Raw genomic sequence first — 15,621 nt, 5'->3', positions numbered from 1 at the left:
AGGGTCGTTCGAGACCAGGACGTTGATAGGCTGGGTGTGGAAGTGCAGTAATGCATTAAGCTAACCAGTACTAATTGCCCGTACGGCTTGTCCCTATAACCTTGGTAGTCCAGGGTTGCAAGAGTTCAGCTGTTGTTGATACAAATACGACCCCAAATAAAACTACTTCTTCCAGATTCAGAGCAGCGTTGCATTGCAACGAGGCTCGTACAAGTTATGCCTGATGACCATAGCAAGTCGGTCCCACCCCTTCCCATCCCGAACAGGACCGTGAAACGACTTTGCGCCGATGATAGTGCTGCAACCAGTGTGAAAGTAGGTTATCGTCAGGCTAGTTATATAGAAAAGCCCCACTCAGTGATCTGAGTGGGGCTTTTCGCTTTGGACGGTCGACAGGTCGCTGCCCTTCAGACAAGCCGGGACTTGATGATTCTGTTGCCCAACATCAGCATCGACTAGACGGCTCTACGCCAACATTCTCCATCGACTACCACTGGAGAATCACCATGTCAGATCCCATCGACCAGGCCGCGCTGAATGCCGGACTCATGACGCCCATTGCCGCCATTGTAGACAAGCAACGCTCCACGCTTGCGCCAATGCTGCACGGCAGAACGGGTCAGGCGGCGCGAGCTGCTCTGCGCGATGATGAATGCGTGCGCAGGATCGCCACGTTCTGCTATCCATTGCTGCCGGGTCTGGTACGTCTGGCCGTCAAAGAGCCGACCTTCGTGAGTTTCATCTTGAACAACCGCGAAAAGGTCCTCGCGCCACTCACGGGGCCGGCGTAACTACTGCCCCGTCACCGTTACCGGTTCGACCGTCTTGGCCACGCCGCGGCTCTGGCTGATGCTGTCGCCATCATCGCGGCGCAGGCGCCAGAACACCAGGGAAGAGAACAGCGTCAGTATCGCCAGCGCCATGAACCCGTGGTGTATTGCTTGCGTCACCTGACCCCCATTGGTCTGGGACACGTCACCAAGGAACCAGGCAGTGACGATCGATCCTGCCGCCAGGCCAAAGCTCATCGACAGTTGCTGCAGCGAACTCGAGATCGTGCTCGCCATGCTTGAGTCCGCCGGTTCGATGTCGGCGTAGGCCAGCGTGTTCATGCTCGAAAACTGCAGTGAGTTGAAGAACCCCAGCATCAGGCTGATGCACACGATCATGATCAATGGCGAGCCGGCATCGACCAGCGTGAACATGGCGATCGTTACGCCAATCATGATCGTGTTGGCCAGCAGCACTTGGCGATAACCGAAGCGCGCCAGCAGGCGCGGCGCGAACAGCTTCATTCCCATTGCCGCCAGCGCCGATGGCATCATCATGAGCCCCGACTGCCACGCCGGCATCCCCAGGCCCAGCTGGTACAGTAGCGGCAGCAGAAACGGCAGACCGCCGACGCCAAGACGGGTTACGAAGCCGCCCAGCACGGCAATGCGGAAGGTACGCACCTTGAGCAGCGTCAGGCGCAGCAGTGGAAACTTCGTGCGGCATGCATGCCAGGCGTAGGCGCCGAGCAAACCCAGTGCCAGCAAAAACAGCAGACCGGCCGTGATGCCGTCGAGCGTGTGCTCGCCAAACACTTCCAGCACCCACGACAACAAGGCCGTGCCGCTACTGAACAGCAACAGACCGGCCACGTCGAGCGGGCGCCGCTGCTCCGAACGGTAATCCGGCATATGCCGCCACACAAAGTACAGCGCGATCAGGCCCACCGGAATATTGACGAAGAAGATCACGCGCCATGACGTCCAGTGCACGATTAGCCCGCCGATCGTTGGGCCCAGCAACGGCCCGATCAGCGCCGGAATGATCACGAAGTTCATCGCACCCAGCAACTCATTCTTGGGGAACGTGCGCACGATTGCCAGGCGCCCGATCGGAATCATCATCGCGCCACCCAAGCCCTGCAGCAGGCGCGCGCCCGTCATCATCCGCGCATCGACCGACAAGCCGCACAACACGGATGCAAAGGTGAAGATCGCGATCGCCGTAAAAAATACGCGCCGCGTACCGAAGCGATCGGCCATCCAGCCACTGAGTGGAATACCGACAGCCAGGCCCAGGATATAGCTGGTGACAACGGATTTGAGACTGAGCGGCGTGACGCCAAGACTGGCGGCGATGCTGGGAATGGCAGTGTTGACGATGGTCGCGTCCAGCTGTTCCATGAACAGCGCGATGGCGACGAGCCAGGGGAGGTAGCGTTTGAGGGTGGGCGAAGGAGTCAATCGGGCCTCGACAACAGCGCGCGGACTGCGCCGTGAAAGGCCCGATTGTGTCATGAAATGCTATTTACCCGCGCCGTGTACCCGCAGCCGAAGCGGGTGTCACGTGGGTAACAAAACCCATCAGAAGCGGTAGGCTGCCTTGGCGACGAGCCAGTTGGCGCCGGCGTTCGGGCTCTTGATGCTGCCGTTCGAGTAGTGCTGGTATTTCAGGCCGAAGTCCCACTTGGCGGTGGTGTAGCCCACGCCGATATGGTCGCCGAACTGGAACGCGGTCGACAGTTCCTTGTCTTCATTCTTGTACAGCGTCGACAGCAGGTTCAGGCCGATGCCGATTTCGCCATACAGGCCCAGCTTGTTGTCGTTCTGGTAGCGGAACACCGGGGTGAAGCCCAGCACGCCGATGTTCTTGTTGCGACCGCGGACGTTCTCGTACGAGTTCAGGCGCCACAGGGCCAGGTTCGTTTCAAAGTAACCTGACAGATGACGGCCATTGCCTGCGAACCATTGCTTGTCCCAGTCCGACTGGATCGCGACACGGCCCATGCGCTGCTGCGGATTGGTGCCGTATTCGAACGATACGGAATCGATGTAGCCGTTGCCCACGGTGGACTGGGCGAACGCGGCAGGCGCGCACAGCGCGGCGCTGGCCAGCGCCAGCATGCTGATTTTTTTGAGAGTGAACATGGTCTACCTGGAAAGGGTGGGGGATGACATTTTGGAATAATGCGGTATTGTACTAGCGAGAACAATAGCGTGCTGGCAGCCACGCAAGCGCGCGGCGCAGGTATCATAGGCGCCCGCCGCAACAATATCGATCAATCACCATGGCCGAACCAACCATCACCCCGCTGTATCCGTTGACCGCGCCGATGCAGCGCCAACCCGAATCCGTCGTGCTGCCGCATGACCCGGTCGGCGAGCACATTGCCGCGCACCTGGGCGCCCCCGCGATGTTCTTCCACGAGACCGATGGCGGCGCCGTCCAGGTTGACATCCACGTGATCGGACCAACCGCCGACTTCCCCTACGTGCGCCTGGTGACCTCGGGAATGAGCAAGCGTCCGATGACAACGCCAGAAGGCGCGCCGCCGTTCGCTGAACTCATGATGACCTTGCCGGCAAACTGGCAGCTCGATGAAGCGTCGATCAAGGAAGAACGCTGGTACTGGCCGGTGGCCCTGATGCGCCACCTGGCGCACTATCCGCACCACCAGGGCACCTGGATCGGCCTGGGCCATGCGCTGCCAAACGGCGCCCCGCCCAAGCCCTACGTCGATGGCGTGGGCTTCTGCGGCGCCATTCTGCTGCCGCCGGTATCGGCGCCGGAACCATTTCATTCGGTGACGGTCGAAGGCAAGGACATTTACTTCCACTGTGTCGTGCCGCTGTTCAAGGAAGAACTGGACCTGGCGCGGCACCAGGGGTTTGCCGCCCTGATCGACAAGTTCAACGACAAGGACGTGACCGATGTCGTCGACCCGGCGCGCAAGAACACGGTCAAGAAAAAATTCCTCGGCCTGTTCTAGGCGCCCTCAAGCAGGACCGGGCACGGTGCCCGGCCCGCTAGCTTGTCAGGCAACTGAAAGACTCATCTCCGCCAGGCGTACCCAATAACTCGCGCCAATCGGCAGCAGATTGTCGTTGAAATCGTAACTGGCATTGTGCAACTGGCATGGTCCAAGACCGTGGCCACCAGCGCGATGGTCGCCGTCGCCATTGCCCAGGAAGACATAGCACCCTGGTTTGGCCTGCAGCATGAAGGCGAAATCCTCGGCGCCCATGGTCGGCTCGACATTTGCGTTGACCGCGTCCGGGCCCACCACCGCGCGCATTGCCTCGATCGCAAACGCGGTCTGCTCGGTGTGGTTTACCAGCGGCGGATACTTGCGCTTGAAGCCAAAGTCGACCGTCGCGCCAAAGCCCGCAGCAATCCCGTCGGCCATTTCCTGCATGCGGCGCTCGATCAGGTCGAGCACGTCGGTCGTGAACGTGCGCACCGTGCCCACCAGCTGCGCTTCATCCGGAATGATGTTGGTGGCACTGCCTGCGTGGATCTGGGTGATCGACAACACCGCCGTGAGCAGCGGATTCTTTTCACGTGAGATGATCGTTTGCCACGCCTGCGCGATCTGCACCGCCACCATGATCGGATCGATGCCGCGGTGCGGCTGCGCCGCGTGGGCGCCCTTGCCGCGCACGGTCACGCGAAACTCGTTACTCGACGCCATCATCGGCCCGTCGACCACGGCAAACGTGCCTTCGGCAATGCCTGGCCAGTTGTGCATGCCGTACACGGCGTCCATCGGGAAGCGTTCGAACAGACCATCTTCGATCATGCGCTGCCCACCGCCGCCGCCTTCTTCGGCCGGCTGGAAAATCAGATACACGGTGCCATCGAAATTGCGGTGCTGCGCCAGATAGTGCGCGGCGCCGAGCAGCATCGCCGTGTGGCCGTCGTGGCCACAGGCGTGCATCTTGCCCGCATTGGTCGACGCGTGGGCGAAGCCATTGATTTCCTGCATGGGCAGCGCGTCCATGTCGGCGCGCAGGCCGATAGCGCGGTCGGACGTGCCGTTCTTGATGATGCCGACGACGCCCGTCACGCCAAGGCCGCGCACGACGGGAATGCCCCACGCTTCGAGCCGGTCGGCCACGATCTGCGCGGTACGGTGTTCTTCGTAGCCCAATTCGGGATGCGCGTGCAGGTCGCGCCGGATTGCCTGGATTTCGGCGAGTGACGCCAGGATAGGTTCAACCAGTTTCATGATGTTCTCCGCGATGGGGACCTCGGTGGCGCTGCCGCGCGCTGCAGCGCGTCAGGCGCTGCACGTAGGGGTTTGCTGGAGGCCCCTCGGTTGTCTTGCCACCCTTGCATGGCATGGTTTTAACTATTGTAGCGTGCCTTAAACAGACTTGTCAGGGGAGGTCACGGACCCCGTCCGAATCGTATAAAGTATTGGTTTAGCGCAGTTTTTTCAGTGCAGCCTGCATTCAACGCCCAAATAACAATATGACCACCACCACCGTCCGTGCGACCTGTCCCCATGATTGCCCCGATACCTGCGCGCTGCTGATCAAAGTCGAGAACGGCGTCGCCACGGAGGTCAAGGGCGACCCGGACCATCCCACCACGGCCGGCGTGCTGTGCACCAAAGTCGCGCGCTACGTCGAGCGCACCTATCACCCGGATCGCGTGCTGTACCCGATGCGGCGCGTCGGCCGCAAGGGCGAAGGCAAGTTCGAGCGCATCACGTGGGACGCCGCCCTGGACGAGATCGCCACGCGCCTGACCGGCATTGCCGCGCGCGATCCCGAAGCGATCCTGCCGTACAGCTATTGCGGCACGATGGGCCTGGTGCAGGGCGAATCGATGTCGCTGCGCTTTTTCAATCAACTGGGCGCGTCGCTGCTCGATCGCACCATCTGCGCCACGGCCGGCGCAACAGGCTACCGGTATTCCATCGGTAGTTCGATCGGCACCGACCTCGAACAGTTCCAGAACGCCAAATTGATCCTGATCTGGGGCGGTAATCCGATCGCGTCGAACCTGCATTTCTGGATGCGTGCGCAAGAAGCCAAGCGCAATGGCGCTACCTTGATTGCCATCGATCCGTATCGCTCGCTCACTGCCGAAAAATGCCATCAACACATTGCGCTGCTGCCCGGAACGGATGCCGCGCTGGCACTGGGCATGATGCATGTGCTGATCAAGGAAGACCTGCTCGATCACGCCTACATCGACAAGCACACACTGGGTTTCGAGCCGCTCAAGGCGCGCGCGCTCGAATGGCCGCCGGAACGCACGGCCGAGATCTGCGGCATCACTGTCGATGAAGTGGTCAACCTGGCGCGCCTGTATGGCCAGACCGCAAAGAACGGCGAGGCGGCTGCGATCCGCGTCAACTACGGCATCCAGCGCGTGCGTGGCGGCGGCATGGCCGTGCGCAATATCGCCTGCCTGCCGGCCCTGGTGGGCGCGTGGCGCCTGCCCGCAGGCGGCATCCAGTTGTCGAGCTCAGCATCGTTCCCGACCAACCGTCCGGCGCTGCAGCGCCCGGATCTGCTAGCGGGCCGCACCCCGCGCACAATCAACATGACCACGATCGGCGACGACCTGCTGCGCGAGAGCGCTTCCGATTTCGGCCCGAAGATCGAGGCCGTCATTGTCTACAACGCCAACCCGCTGGCGATCGCGCCCGACTCGCGCAAGGTGCAGCAGGGCTTCGAGCGCGAAGACCTGTTTACCGTGGTGCTCGAGCACTTCCATACCGACAGCGCCGACTACGCCGACATCCTGCTGCCGGCCACCACCCAGCTCGAACACGTCGATGCGCACCTGGCCTACGGCCACCTGTACATGATGGCCAATAACGCCGCCGTCGAGCCGGTGGGCGAATCCAAGCCGAATACCGAATTCTTCCGCCTGCTTGCCGCGCGCATGGGCTTTACCGATCCCTGCTTCCGCGAGAGCGATGACGCCATCGCAGCGCAAGCCTTCAACAGCGAGGATACGCGCGCGGTGCACTTCGACTGGGAGTCGCTCAAGCGCACCGGCTGGAGCAAGCTCAATATGCCGGACGCGCCGTTTGCCGACGGCGGCTTCACGACGCCATCGGGCAAGTGCGAGTTCTTTTCCGAGAGCATGCTGGCCGACGGCCTCGATCCGGTGCCGACGTACATCCCGCCGTACGAGTCGGTCGCCTCGAACCCGGAGCTGGCAAAAACCTATCCGCTGGCCATGATTTCTCCGCCGGCACGGAACTTCCTCAACTCGACGTTTGTCAATGTACAGAGCCTGCGCGCAACTGAGGGCGAACCGCACCTCGACATCCACCCGCGCGATGCCGCCGCACGCGGCATCGCGCACGGTGACATGGCGCGCATTTATAACGACCGCGGTTCGTTCCTCGCCCGTGCACGCGTGACCGACAAGGCGCGCGCCGGACTGGTGGTGGGCTTGTCGATCTGGTGGAAAAAACTGGCCACCGACGGCAAGAACGCCAACGAAGTCACCAGCCAGCGTTTGACCGACATGGGCCGGGCGCCCACTTTCTACGACACCCTGGTGCAGGTTGAAAAAGCTGCGCCCCCGACACGAGATGACGCCCTCTAGATTCTCACAGGCCTTCCGGCCGCTCATGGCCGCGGCAGCTGCGGCCCTGATGTTGACAAGCTGCTCATCGCTCTCGTACTACACCCAGGCCGCGCAAGGCCAGCTGCAACTGCTGTCCGATGCGCGCCCGATCGACGACTGGATCGCCGACACCAGCACCAGCGCCAAATTGCGGCACCGGCTCGAGGCAGCGCGCCAGATCCGCCGCTTCGCCATCCAGGAAATGCAGCTGCCCGATAACGGCAGCTACACCAATTACGCCAGTCTCAAACGTCCCTACGTGCTGTGGAACGTGGTGGCCACACCCGAACTGTCCCTCAAACCGATCCAGTGGTGCTTTCCGGTGGCCGGCTGCGTGAACTACCGCGGCTACTACAGCAAGACCGACGCCCAGGCCTATGCCCGGCAACTGCGCGCAGAAGGCCATGACGTGGAAGTGGGCGGCGTGAGCGCCTATTCGACGCTCGGCTGGTTCAGGGACCCGCTGGTGTCGACCTTCATCAACTACCCCGACGCCGAACTGGCGCGCCTGATCTTCCATGAGCTGGCGCACCAGGTCGTCTACGTCGCGGGCGACTCGCAATTCAATGAATCGTTTGCCAGCGCCGTGGAGCAGGCCGGCGTGGAAGCCTGGCTCGAACGCTTCGGCAACCCGGCCATGAGCGCGGCCTACGACCGCTATAAAGCCCGCAAGCGCGACTTCCTGGCGCTGCTGCTGCGCTATCGCGGTGAGCTCGAGCGCACCTACAAGAGCATCGAACCGGACGCCACCAAGCGTGCCACCAAGGGCCGCCTGTTCATCGCGCTGCAGAACGACTACCAGGTGCTCAAGGCAAACTGGGGCGGTTACGCCGGCTATGACCGCTTCTTTGCCGAGCCGCTGTCCAATGCCCATCTTGCTTCGGTGGCGACCTACAATGATCTGGTGCCAGCGTTTCGCGCCCTGCTACGCCGCGAGAAAACCTGGACGGGTTTCTACAAGGCCGTCAACCGCCTCGCCGCCCTCGACAAGAAAGAGCGCACCCGTGTGTTGACGGGGTTGGCGGCGACGGGTTCAACGGGCCTGCAGGTGGTGCAGCGCACCATGAGTGCTCTGCCGTAGAGGACCGGTTCCAATCGGCGTAAAAGCGCTTGCGCACAAGGGCGCTGCCCGATAGCATCACAACCAGCGATAGCAAAGGCATAAGCTTCGTGCGCACGCGAGCCGGCAACATAGCACGGCCGTCGACAAGAACGATCATGATCTTGAAAAAGATCCCGAGACAGAGGCAACCCATGGACAAGATTTGGCTGCAGTCGTATCCACCAGGCATGCCGGCAGAGATCAATCCGGACCAGTACTCTTCGCTGGTGCAATTGCTGGAAGAATCGTTCAGCAAATTCGCAGACCGCAACGCCTTTGTCTGCATGGACAAGTTCCTCACCTACCGCGAACTTGACGCCTGTTCGCAAAAGCTCGCCGCCTGGCTGCAAAGCCGCGGCCTGACGCCGGGCGCGCGCGTGGCCATCATGATGCCCAATGTGCTGCAGTACCCGATCGCGCTGGCCGCCGTGCTGCGCGCCGGCTACGTCGTCGTCAACGTCAATCCCCTCTACACCGCGCGCGAACTCGAACACCAGATCACTGACTCGGGCGCCGAAGCCATCATCGTGCTGGAAAACTTTGCCCACACCGTGCAGAAGGTGATGGGCAAGACGCCGCTGCGCCACGTGGTGGTGGCGAACATGGGCGAGCTGCTTGGCGGCGTCAAGGGCATGGTGGTCAACCTCGTGGTCCGTCACGTCAAGAAGATGGTGCCCGAGTTCTCGCTGCCGAACATGGTGACCTTCAAGGACGCGCTGGCGCAGGGCGCCCGCATGACCTTCAAGCCGGCCACGCTCAAGGCCGGCGACGTCGCCTTTCTGCAGTACACGGGTGGTACCACCGGGCCCTCAAAAGGCGCCACGCTCACGCACCGCAACGTGATCGCCAACGTGCTGCAAAGCGAAGCGTGGTCGGCGCCGGCGCTGGGCGAGGCGGGCGGCGAGCCTTTGACAATCGTGTGCGCGCTGCCGCTGTATCACATCTTTGCGCTGACCGCGTGCGCCATGTGGGGCATGCGCATGGGCGCCCTGAACGTGCTGATCGTGAACCCGCGCGACATCCCCGGCTTCGTCAAAGAACTGGCCAAGTACCGCTTCAACATGCTGCCGGCCGTGAACACGCTGTACAACGCGCTGGTGAACAACCCCGATTTCGCCCACCTCGATTTCTCCGGTCTGCGCATCTGCAATGGCGGCGGCATGGCGGTGCAAAAGGCCGTGGCCGACAAATGGCGCGATATCACCGGCGTGGCCATCATCGAAGGCTACGGCTTGTCCGAGACGTCGCCGGTGGCCACCTGCAACCGCGCCGACGTGCTGGACTTCACCGGCACCATCGGCTTGCCGGTGCCATCGACCGACATCGCCATCATCGACGATGCCGGCAATCCGGTGGCGCTGGGCGAGAGCGGCGAGATCGCGATCCGCGGTCCGCAAGTCATGCAGGGATACTGGAAACAGCCGGCCGAAACCGCCAAGGTCATGACGGCCGACGGCTTCTTCCGCTCGGGCGACATCGGCATCATGGACGCCAACGGCTACGTCAGGATCGTTGATCGCAAGAAGGACATGATCCTGGTCTCGGGTTTCAACGTCTACCCGAACGAGCTCGAAGGCGTGATCGCCGGCCATCCAGGGGTGCTCGAGTGCGCCGTGGTCGGTGTGCCGGACGCCCATTCGGGCGAGGCGGTCAAGGTATTCGTGGTAAAAAAAGACCCGGGCCTCACGACGGACGACTTGCTGGCCTACTGCAAGCAGGAATTCACCGGCTACAAGCGCCCCAAGTACATCGAGTTCCGCGATGAGCTTCCCAAGACCAACGTCGGCAAGATTCTCCGCCGCGCGCTGCGGGACGAAAAGCAGGCGGACACGGTGGCGTAAGTCACGGCGGACGATGGGCAACCAGCCGAAGCCGCCTGCGAGGCGGCTTCGGCGTTTTATTGGAACCAACAAGGAAGGCAGTGGAATACATGGACAAATTCTGGCTCACGTCGTACGAAACCGGTGTACCGGCAGAGATCGATGCGACGCAATATCGCTCGCTGGCGCATTTGCTCGAGGAGGCGTTTCGCAAGTACGCCGACCGCAAGGCCTATGCCTGCATGGGCAAGTCCATCACGTTTTCCGAACTCGATACGATGTCGCAGCGCATGGCCGCCTGGCTGCAGGCGAAGGGCCTGAAACCCGGCGCGCGCGTGGCGCTGATGATGCCCAACGTGCTGCAGTATCCGGTGGCGCTGGCTGCCGTGCTGCGCGCCGGCTATGTCGTCGTCAACGTCAACCCGCTCTACACCCCGCGCGAGCTGCAGCACCAGCTGACCGACTCGGGCGCCGAGGCGATCGTGGTGCTGGAAAACTTCGCCCACACGCTGGAACAGGTGCTCGGCCAGACACAGGTCAAACACGTCATCCTGGCCACGATGGGCGACCTGCTGGGCGGCCTGAAAGGCACGCTGGTCAACCTGGTGGTGCGCAAGGTCAAGAAGATGGTGCCGGCCTATTCGCTGCCAGGTGCGGTCGCCTTCAACAAGGTGCTGGCCGACGGCGCGCGCGAAACGCTGGGGCAGATTGCGATCGGCCATGACGACATCGCCTTCCTGCAGTACACGGGCGGCACCACGGGCGTGTCGAAAGGCGCGGTGCTGCTGCACCGCCATGTGATCGCCAATGTGCTGCAGAACGAGGCCTGGTTCGCGCCGACCCTGGGGCGCCAGCTGGCGGGCCAGCAGGCGCAGTTTGCCTGCGCGCTGCCGCTGTACCATATCTATGCGCTGACGGTCTGCGCGCTGCTCGGCCTGCGCGTGGGCGGCATGAACCTGTTGATCCCGAACCCGCGCGACATCAAGGGCTTCATCAAGGAGCTGGGTGGCTACCGCATCAACATCTTCCCGGCCGTGAACACGTTGTACAACGGCCTGCTGAACAACGACGATTTCGCCAAGCTCGATTTTTCGGGCCTGATGGTGTGCCCGGGCGGCGGCATGGCCGTGCAAAAAGCGGTGGCCGACAAGTGGCTCAAGACGACGGGCATCCCGATCGTCGAAGGCTACGGCTTGTCCGAGACGTCGCCCGTGGTCACCGCCAACCGCTGCGATATCAGCGAGTTCACCGGCACCATCGGCCTGCCGCTGCCATCGACCGAACTGCGCATCCTGGACGATGCCGGCAACGCCGTCCCGTTCGGCACCCCCGGCGAAATCGCCGTGCGCGGGCCGCAGGTCATGGCCGGCTACTGGCAGCGCGATGACGAAACGGCCAAGGTTATGACGCCCGACGGCTTCTTCAAGACCGGTGACATCGGCATCATGGACGACAAGGGCTACACGCGCATCGTCGATCGCAAGAAGGACATGATCCTGGTTTCGGGCTTCAATGTGTACCCGAACGAGGTCGAAGGCGTGGTCGCGTCGATGCCGGGCGTGCTCGAAGTGGCGTGCGTGGGCGTGCCTGACCAGCATTCGGGCGAGGCGGTCAAGCTGTACGTGGTCAAGAAGGATGCCAGCCTCACCGTCGACCAGGTCACCGCGTTCTGCAAGGAGCAGCTGACCGGTTACAAGCGGCCGAAGTTCGTCGAGTTCCGCGAGACGCTGCCGAAGACGAACGTCGGCAAGATCCTGCGGCGCGAACTGCGCGACGAAAAAAAGCCGGGCTGATGCCGGCGTGACGTTCTGAAGGCCGCCATGATGGCGGCCTTTTTCACGACCGGATCACCGGTTTGCGATCAGCGATTCGAGCGGCGGCAACTGGCGCGGCTTGCGATCCGGGCCGGTGGCCACGTAGGTCAGCGTCGCCTCGGTCACCTTGACCACCTCGGCCGCCAGCCGGTTGCGCTCGGCGTACACCTCGACGAACACCGTGATCGACGTGTTGCCCACCTTGGTGATATCGGCATAGAACGACAGCAGGTCGCCGACGAACACCGGATTCTTGAACAAAAACGAGTTTACGGCGATGGTCGCCACGCGGCCATTGGCGCGGCGCGTGGCCGGCAGCGAACCGGCCAGGTCGACCTGGGCCATGATCCAGCCGCCGAATACATCGCCATACACATTGGCGTCGGACGGTGCGGGCATGACCCGCAGTTCGGGCATCTTGCCGGCGGGGAGGCGAATGGTACTGGGCGTGGTAACGGTATTTTCGGGCGTGGTCATCGTGAATTCTCGGTAAAAGCTACAATCGACCCGAATTGAACCACAAAAGTCTCCCCATGCGCCGCAATACCTCACTTCCGCCGGACCCTACCGGCATTCCCCGCAACGACTGGGCAACGCTCAAGACCTTGTTCCCGTACCTGTGGGTCTACAAGTGGCGCGTGCTGGCCGCCATGGGCGCACTGGTCGCGGCCAAGATGGCCAACGTCGGCGTGCCGCTGGTGCTCAAGCGGCTGATCGACGGCCTGGCCATCGATCCCGCGCATCCGCACGCACTGATGGTGCTGCCCGTTGGCGTGCTGATCGCCTACGGTTTGCTGCGGCTGTCGATGACTGTCTTCACCGAGCTGCGTGAATTTCTGTTCGCGCGCGTGACGCAGCGCGCCGTGCGCACGATCGCGCTGCGCGTGTTCCGTCACCTGCATGCGCTGTCGCTGCGCTTTCACCTGAACCGGCAGACGGGCGGCATGACGCGCGACATCGAGCGCGGCACGCGCGGCGTGAACTCGCTGATCTCGTACTCGCTCTTCAACATCCTGCCGACGCTGGTCGAGATCACGCTGGTACTGGGTTACCTGATACTGAACTACGACATCTGGTTCAGCATCATCACCGCCGTGGCGCTGGCCTCGTACATCACCTTTACCGTGGTGGTCACCGAATGGCGCACGCACTTCCGGCGCACGATGAACGATCTCGAATCGAAAGCCAGTACCAAGGCGATTGACTCGCTGCTCAATTACGAAACGGTGAAATACTTCGGCAACGAAGACTACGAAGCCAAACGCTATGACGAGGGCCTGAAGAACTACGAGAACGCCGGCGTGCGCTCGCAGACGTCGCTGTCGGTCCTGAACACGGGCCAGTCGCTGATCATCGCGACTGCCGTCACGCTGATCCTGTGGCGCGCCACGCAGGGCGTCATCAACGGCACCATGAGCCTGGGCGACCTGGTGCTGGTCAATACCTTCATGATCCAGCTGTACATGCCGCTGAACTTCCTGGGCGTGATCTACCGCGAGATCAAGCAAAGCCTGGCCGACATGGAGCGCCTGTTTGGCCTGCTCGACCAGAACCGCGAAGTGGCCGACGGCCCCAAGGCGCTGCCGCTGGATATCAAGGGCGCGCAGGTCGAGTTCTCGCACGTGGAATTCAGCTACGAGACCAAGCGCCAGATCCTGTTCGATGTCGACTTCACCATCGCCGCCGGCACCACGACGGCGGTGGTGGGCCACAGCGGCTCGGGCAAGTCCACGCTGTCACGCCTGCTGTTTCGCTTCTATGACGTGAACGGCGGTGCAATCAGGATCGATGGCCAGGACCTGCGCGACATCACCCAGTCGTCGCTGCGCGCGGCAATCGGCATCGTCCCGCAAGATACAGTGCTGTTCAACGACACGATCGAATACAACATCGCGTATGGCCGGCCCGGCGCCAGCCGCGACGACATCGTGGCGGCTGCGCGCGCGGCGTCGATCCACGACTTCATCGAAAGCCTGCCGGATGGCTATCAAAGCATGGTGGGTGAGCGGGGCCTGAAACTGTCCGGTGGCGAGAAGCAGCGCGTGGCGATCGCGCGCACGCTGCTGAAAGACCCGGCGCTGCTGATCTTCGATGAAGCAACGTCGGCGCTCGACTCACGCGCCGAGCAGGCAATCCAGGCGCAGTTGAAAGAGATCGCGAAGAACCGCACGACGCTGGTGATTGCGCACCGCCTCTCGACGATCGCCGATGCGCAGCAGATCATCGTGCTCGATCACGGCAAGATCGTCGAGCGCGGCACACATGGTTCGCTGCTGGCGGCGCGCGGCCTGTATGCGCAGATGTGGGACCGGCAGCTGGCGCGGCCTGACGAGGATGTGGCCTCGCCGCCGCTGGTGCCGGAAGCGTTTGAACGCGTGGACGGCGCAACCGTCCACCCTACGGTATCCGGCGCGTAATCAATACGTGTAGAACATCCGCTGGATTTCGCTGGTGCTGGTCGTTCTGGTCAGCGCCAGCATCAGCAGGATACGTGCCTTCTGGGGACTGAGCGTATCGGCCACCACGAAGTCCAGCTGATCATCATTGGCTTCGCCATTGCGCGCCACGATGCCCTGTCCCACGCGGCTCGCGCGCACCACGATGACGCCCTTGGCACGTGCAGCCACCAGCGCCGGTTTGGTTTTGGCAGGCAGGCTGCCGTTGCCGACACCCGCATGCACCAGCCCCTTGGCGCCGGCTGCCACCAGCGCATTGACCGCCACATCGCCCACGTTCGCATACGCGTACGCCACGTCCACCTGCGGCAGCGCATCGAGTTTGGCTAGATCGAACTCGGTATCGACCGTGTGCTTGCGCGTCACGTCGCGATAAAAGAACGGCTTGCCGCCCTGGATGTAGCCGACCATGCCCAGCTCGGTCGTGCGGAAGGTGTCCGCCGTCGTCGTATTGGCCTTGGTGACGTCACGCGCCGCATGGATCTGGTCATTCATCGCCACCAGCACGCCGCGCCCCGTCGCGTCAGGCGTGCCCGCCAGGCGCACCGCGTTGTACAGGTTGATCGGGCCGTCGGCCGACAGCGCCGTTGACGGCCGCATCGAGCCGACCACCACCACCGGCTTCCTGCTCTTGACGACCAGGTTCAAAAAGTATGCCGTCTCTTCCAGCGTGTCGGTGCCGTGCGTGATGACGATGCCATCGACGCTGCTTTGCGCCAGCAGCACGTTGACGCGCTTGGCCAGTTGCAGCCACTGCGCATCGCTGATGTTTTCACTGGCGATCTGGAATACCTGTTCGCCGGTGACGTTGGCCACCTTCGCGATCTCGGGCACGGCTGCGATCAGCGATTGCACGCCGACGGTGGCAGCGGTATAGCCGACCGTGGTCGTGCTGCTGGCGCCCGTCCCGGCGATGGTGCCGCCGGTGGCGAGGATCGTCACGTTCGGCAGCTTGGCGGTCTGGGCCTGGACGGCGGCCGCAAACAGAAAAAGAACGCCGCACAGGGCGGCGTGGGCAGAGCGCGGGAACAGCATGAAGGTCTCCGGGTTTTATAAACCCG

Annotated in this window: 12 protein-coding genes and 2 rRNA genes; 9 read left to right on the top strand and 5 right to left on the bottom strand. The window is 62.6% G+C overall.

From position 1 onward, the window contains the following. The 3 genes from AC56LW_RS18910 to AC56LW_RS18900 all read left to right on the top strand — a co-directional run. Positions 1-95, top strand: a 23S ribosomal RNA gene (locus AC56LW_RS18910); the annotation flags it as partial. 124 nt (positions 96-219) lie between these two features. Further along, a 5S ribosomal RNA gene (rrf, locus tag AC56LW_RS18905) occupies positions 220-332 on the top strand. Positions 333-506: 174 nt separating this feature from the next. Then, positions 507-791, top strand: a complete 285-nt coding sequence (locus AC56LW_RS18900; protein WP_499636752.1) for a hypothetical protein — start codon at positions 507-509, stop codon at positions 789-791. Here AC56LW_RS18900 and AC56LW_RS18895 read toward each other — a convergent pair whose 3' ends face one another. Further along, on the bottom strand, positions 792-2,234 hold the full coding sequence (locus AC56LW_RS18895; RefSeq protein WP_499636750.1) for a DHA2 family efflux MFS transporter permease subunit: 1,443 nt from the start codon (positions 2,232-2,234) through the stop codon (positions 792-794). A gap of 120 nt (positions 2,235-2,354) precedes the next feature. Beyond that, the gene (locus AC56LW_RS18890) at positions 2,355-2,918 is read right to left on the bottom strand and encodes an acyloxyacyl hydrolase (RefSeq protein WP_332533527.1); all 564 of its coding nucleotides are present in this window, start codon (positions 2,916-2,918) and stop codon (positions 2,355-2,357) included. Positions 2,919-3,058: 140 nt separating this feature from the next. Here AC56LW_RS18890 and AC56LW_RS18885 point away from each other — a divergent pair, with 140 nt between their 5' ends. Further along, positions 3,059-3,760, top strand: coding sequence for a suppressor of fused domain protein (locus AC56LW_RS18885; RefSeq protein ID WP_332533526.1), 702 nt, complete (start codon positions 3,059-3,061; stop codon positions 3,758-3,760). Positions 3,761-3,805: 45 nt separating this feature from the next. On the opposite strand, the gene AC56LW_RS18880 is transcribed toward AC56LW_RS18885, so the two are convergent. Beyond that, positions 3,806-4,999 (bottom strand): M20 aminoacylase family protein, encoded by a 1,194-nt coding sequence (locus AC56LW_RS18880; protein ID WP_499636748.1) that lies wholly within the window; start codon positions 4,997-4,999, stop codon positions 3,806-3,808. Between the two features lie 245 nt (positions 5,000-5,244). On the opposite strand from AC56LW_RS18880, the gene AC56LW_RS18875 reads away from it, so the two are divergent. From AC56LW_RS18875 to AC56LW_RS18860, 4 genes are all read left to right on the top strand, one after another. After that, complete coding sequence (locus tag AC56LW_RS18875) at positions 5,245-7,347, top strand: molybdopterin-containing oxidoreductase family protein (protein WP_499636746.1); 2,103 nt, start codon at positions 5,245-5,247, stop codon at positions 7,345-7,347. Positions 7,348-7,372: 25 nt separating this feature from the next. Continuing rightward, positions 7,373-8,449: an aminopeptidase gene (locus tag AC56LW_RS18870; protein WP_332533523.1), complete on the top strand. Its 1,077-nt coding sequence runs from the start codon at positions 7,373-7,375 to the stop codon at positions 8,447-8,449. Between the two features lie 173 nt (positions 8,450-8,622). After that, entirely contained in the window at positions 8,623-10,311 is a 1,689-nt protein-coding gene (locus AC56LW_RS18865; RefSeq protein WP_499636744.1) for a long-chain-fatty-acid--CoA ligase, read from the top strand. 89 nt (positions 10,312-10,400) lie between these two features. After that, entirely contained in the window at positions 10,401-12,083 is a 1,683-nt protein-coding gene (locus tag AC56LW_RS18860; protein ID WP_499636742.1) for a long-chain-fatty-acid--CoA ligase, read from the top strand. 54 nt (positions 12,084-12,137) lie between these two features. On the opposite strand, the gene AC56LW_RS18855 is transcribed toward AC56LW_RS18860, so the two are convergent. Beyond that, a complete protein-coding gene (locus AC56LW_RS18855) occupies positions 12,138-12,581 on the bottom strand; it encodes an acyl-CoA thioesterase (RefSeq protein WP_183555969.1) in 444 nt (147 codons plus the stop codon). A gap of 56 nt (positions 12,582-12,637) precedes the next feature. Between AC56LW_RS18855 and AC56LW_RS18850 the strand changes: the two genes are divergently transcribed. Then, the gene (locus tag AC56LW_RS18850; RefSeq protein ID WP_499636740.1) at positions 12,638-14,521 is read left to right on the top strand and encodes an ABCB family ABC transporter ATP-binding protein/permease; all 1,884 of its coding nucleotides are present in this window, start codon (positions 12,638-12,640) and stop codon (positions 14,519-14,521) included. Here the strand turns inward: AC56LW_RS18850 and AC56LW_RS18845 are convergent, their stop codons facing one another. Then, positions 14,522-15,595, bottom strand: a complete 1,074-nt coding sequence (locus AC56LW_RS18845; protein WP_499636738.1) for a type II asparaginase — start codon at positions 15,593-15,595, stop codon at positions 14,522-14,524. Positions 15,596-15,621 lie beyond the last annotated feature (26 nt).

Source organism: Telluria sp. LT2P80 (genome assembly GCF_059685955.1).
The sequence above is the reverse complement of the archived record's forward strand: the minus strand, read 5'-3'. Positions and strand labels throughout refer to the sequence as shown.

Bases quoted from the DNA above. Each gene is read 5' to 3' on its own strand.
- AC56LW_RS18900 (WP_499636752.1), top strand. From the start codon at position 507: ATGTCAGATCCCATCGACCAGGCCGCGCTGAATGCCGGACTCATGACG.
- AC56LW_RS18890 (WP_332533527.1), bottom strand. From the start codon at position 2,918: ATGTTCACTCTCAAAAAAATCAGCATGCTGGCGCTGGCCAGCGCCGCG.
- AC56LW_RS18885 (WP_332533526.1), top strand. From the start codon at position 3,059: ATGGCCGAACCAACCATCACCCCGCTGTATCCGTTGACCGCGCCGATG.
- AC56LW_RS18880 (WP_499636748.1), bottom strand. From the start codon at position 4,999: ATGAAACTGGTTGAACCTATCCTGGCGTCACTCGCCGAAATCCAGGCA.
- AC56LW_RS18875 (WP_499636746.1), top strand. From the start codon at position 5,245: ATGACCACCACCACCGTCCGTGCGACCTGTCCCCATGATTGCCCCGAT.
- AC56LW_RS18870 (WP_332533523.1), top strand. From the start codon at position 7,373: ATGGCCGCGGCAGCTGCGGCCCTGATGTTGACAAGCTGCTCATCGCTC.
- AC56LW_RS18865 (WP_499636744.1), top strand. From the start codon at position 8,623: ATGGACAAGATTTGGCTGCAGTCGTATCCACCAGGCATGCCGGCAGAG.
- AC56LW_RS18860 (WP_499636742.1), top strand. From the start codon at position 10,401: ATGGACAAATTCTGGCTCACGTCGTACGAAACCGGTGTACCGGCAGAG.
- AC56LW_RS18855 (WP_183555969.1), bottom strand. From the start codon at position 12,581: ATGACCACGCCCGAAAATACCGTTACCACGCCCAGTACCATTCGCCTC.
- AC56LW_RS18850 (WP_499636740.1), top strand. From the start codon at position 12,638: ATGCGCCGCAATACCTCACTTCCGCCGGACCCTACCGGCATTCCCCGC.
- AC56LW_RS18845 (WP_499636738.1), bottom strand. From the start codon at position 15,595: ATGCTGTTCCCGCGCTCTGCCCACGCCGCCCTGTGCGGCGTTCTTTTT.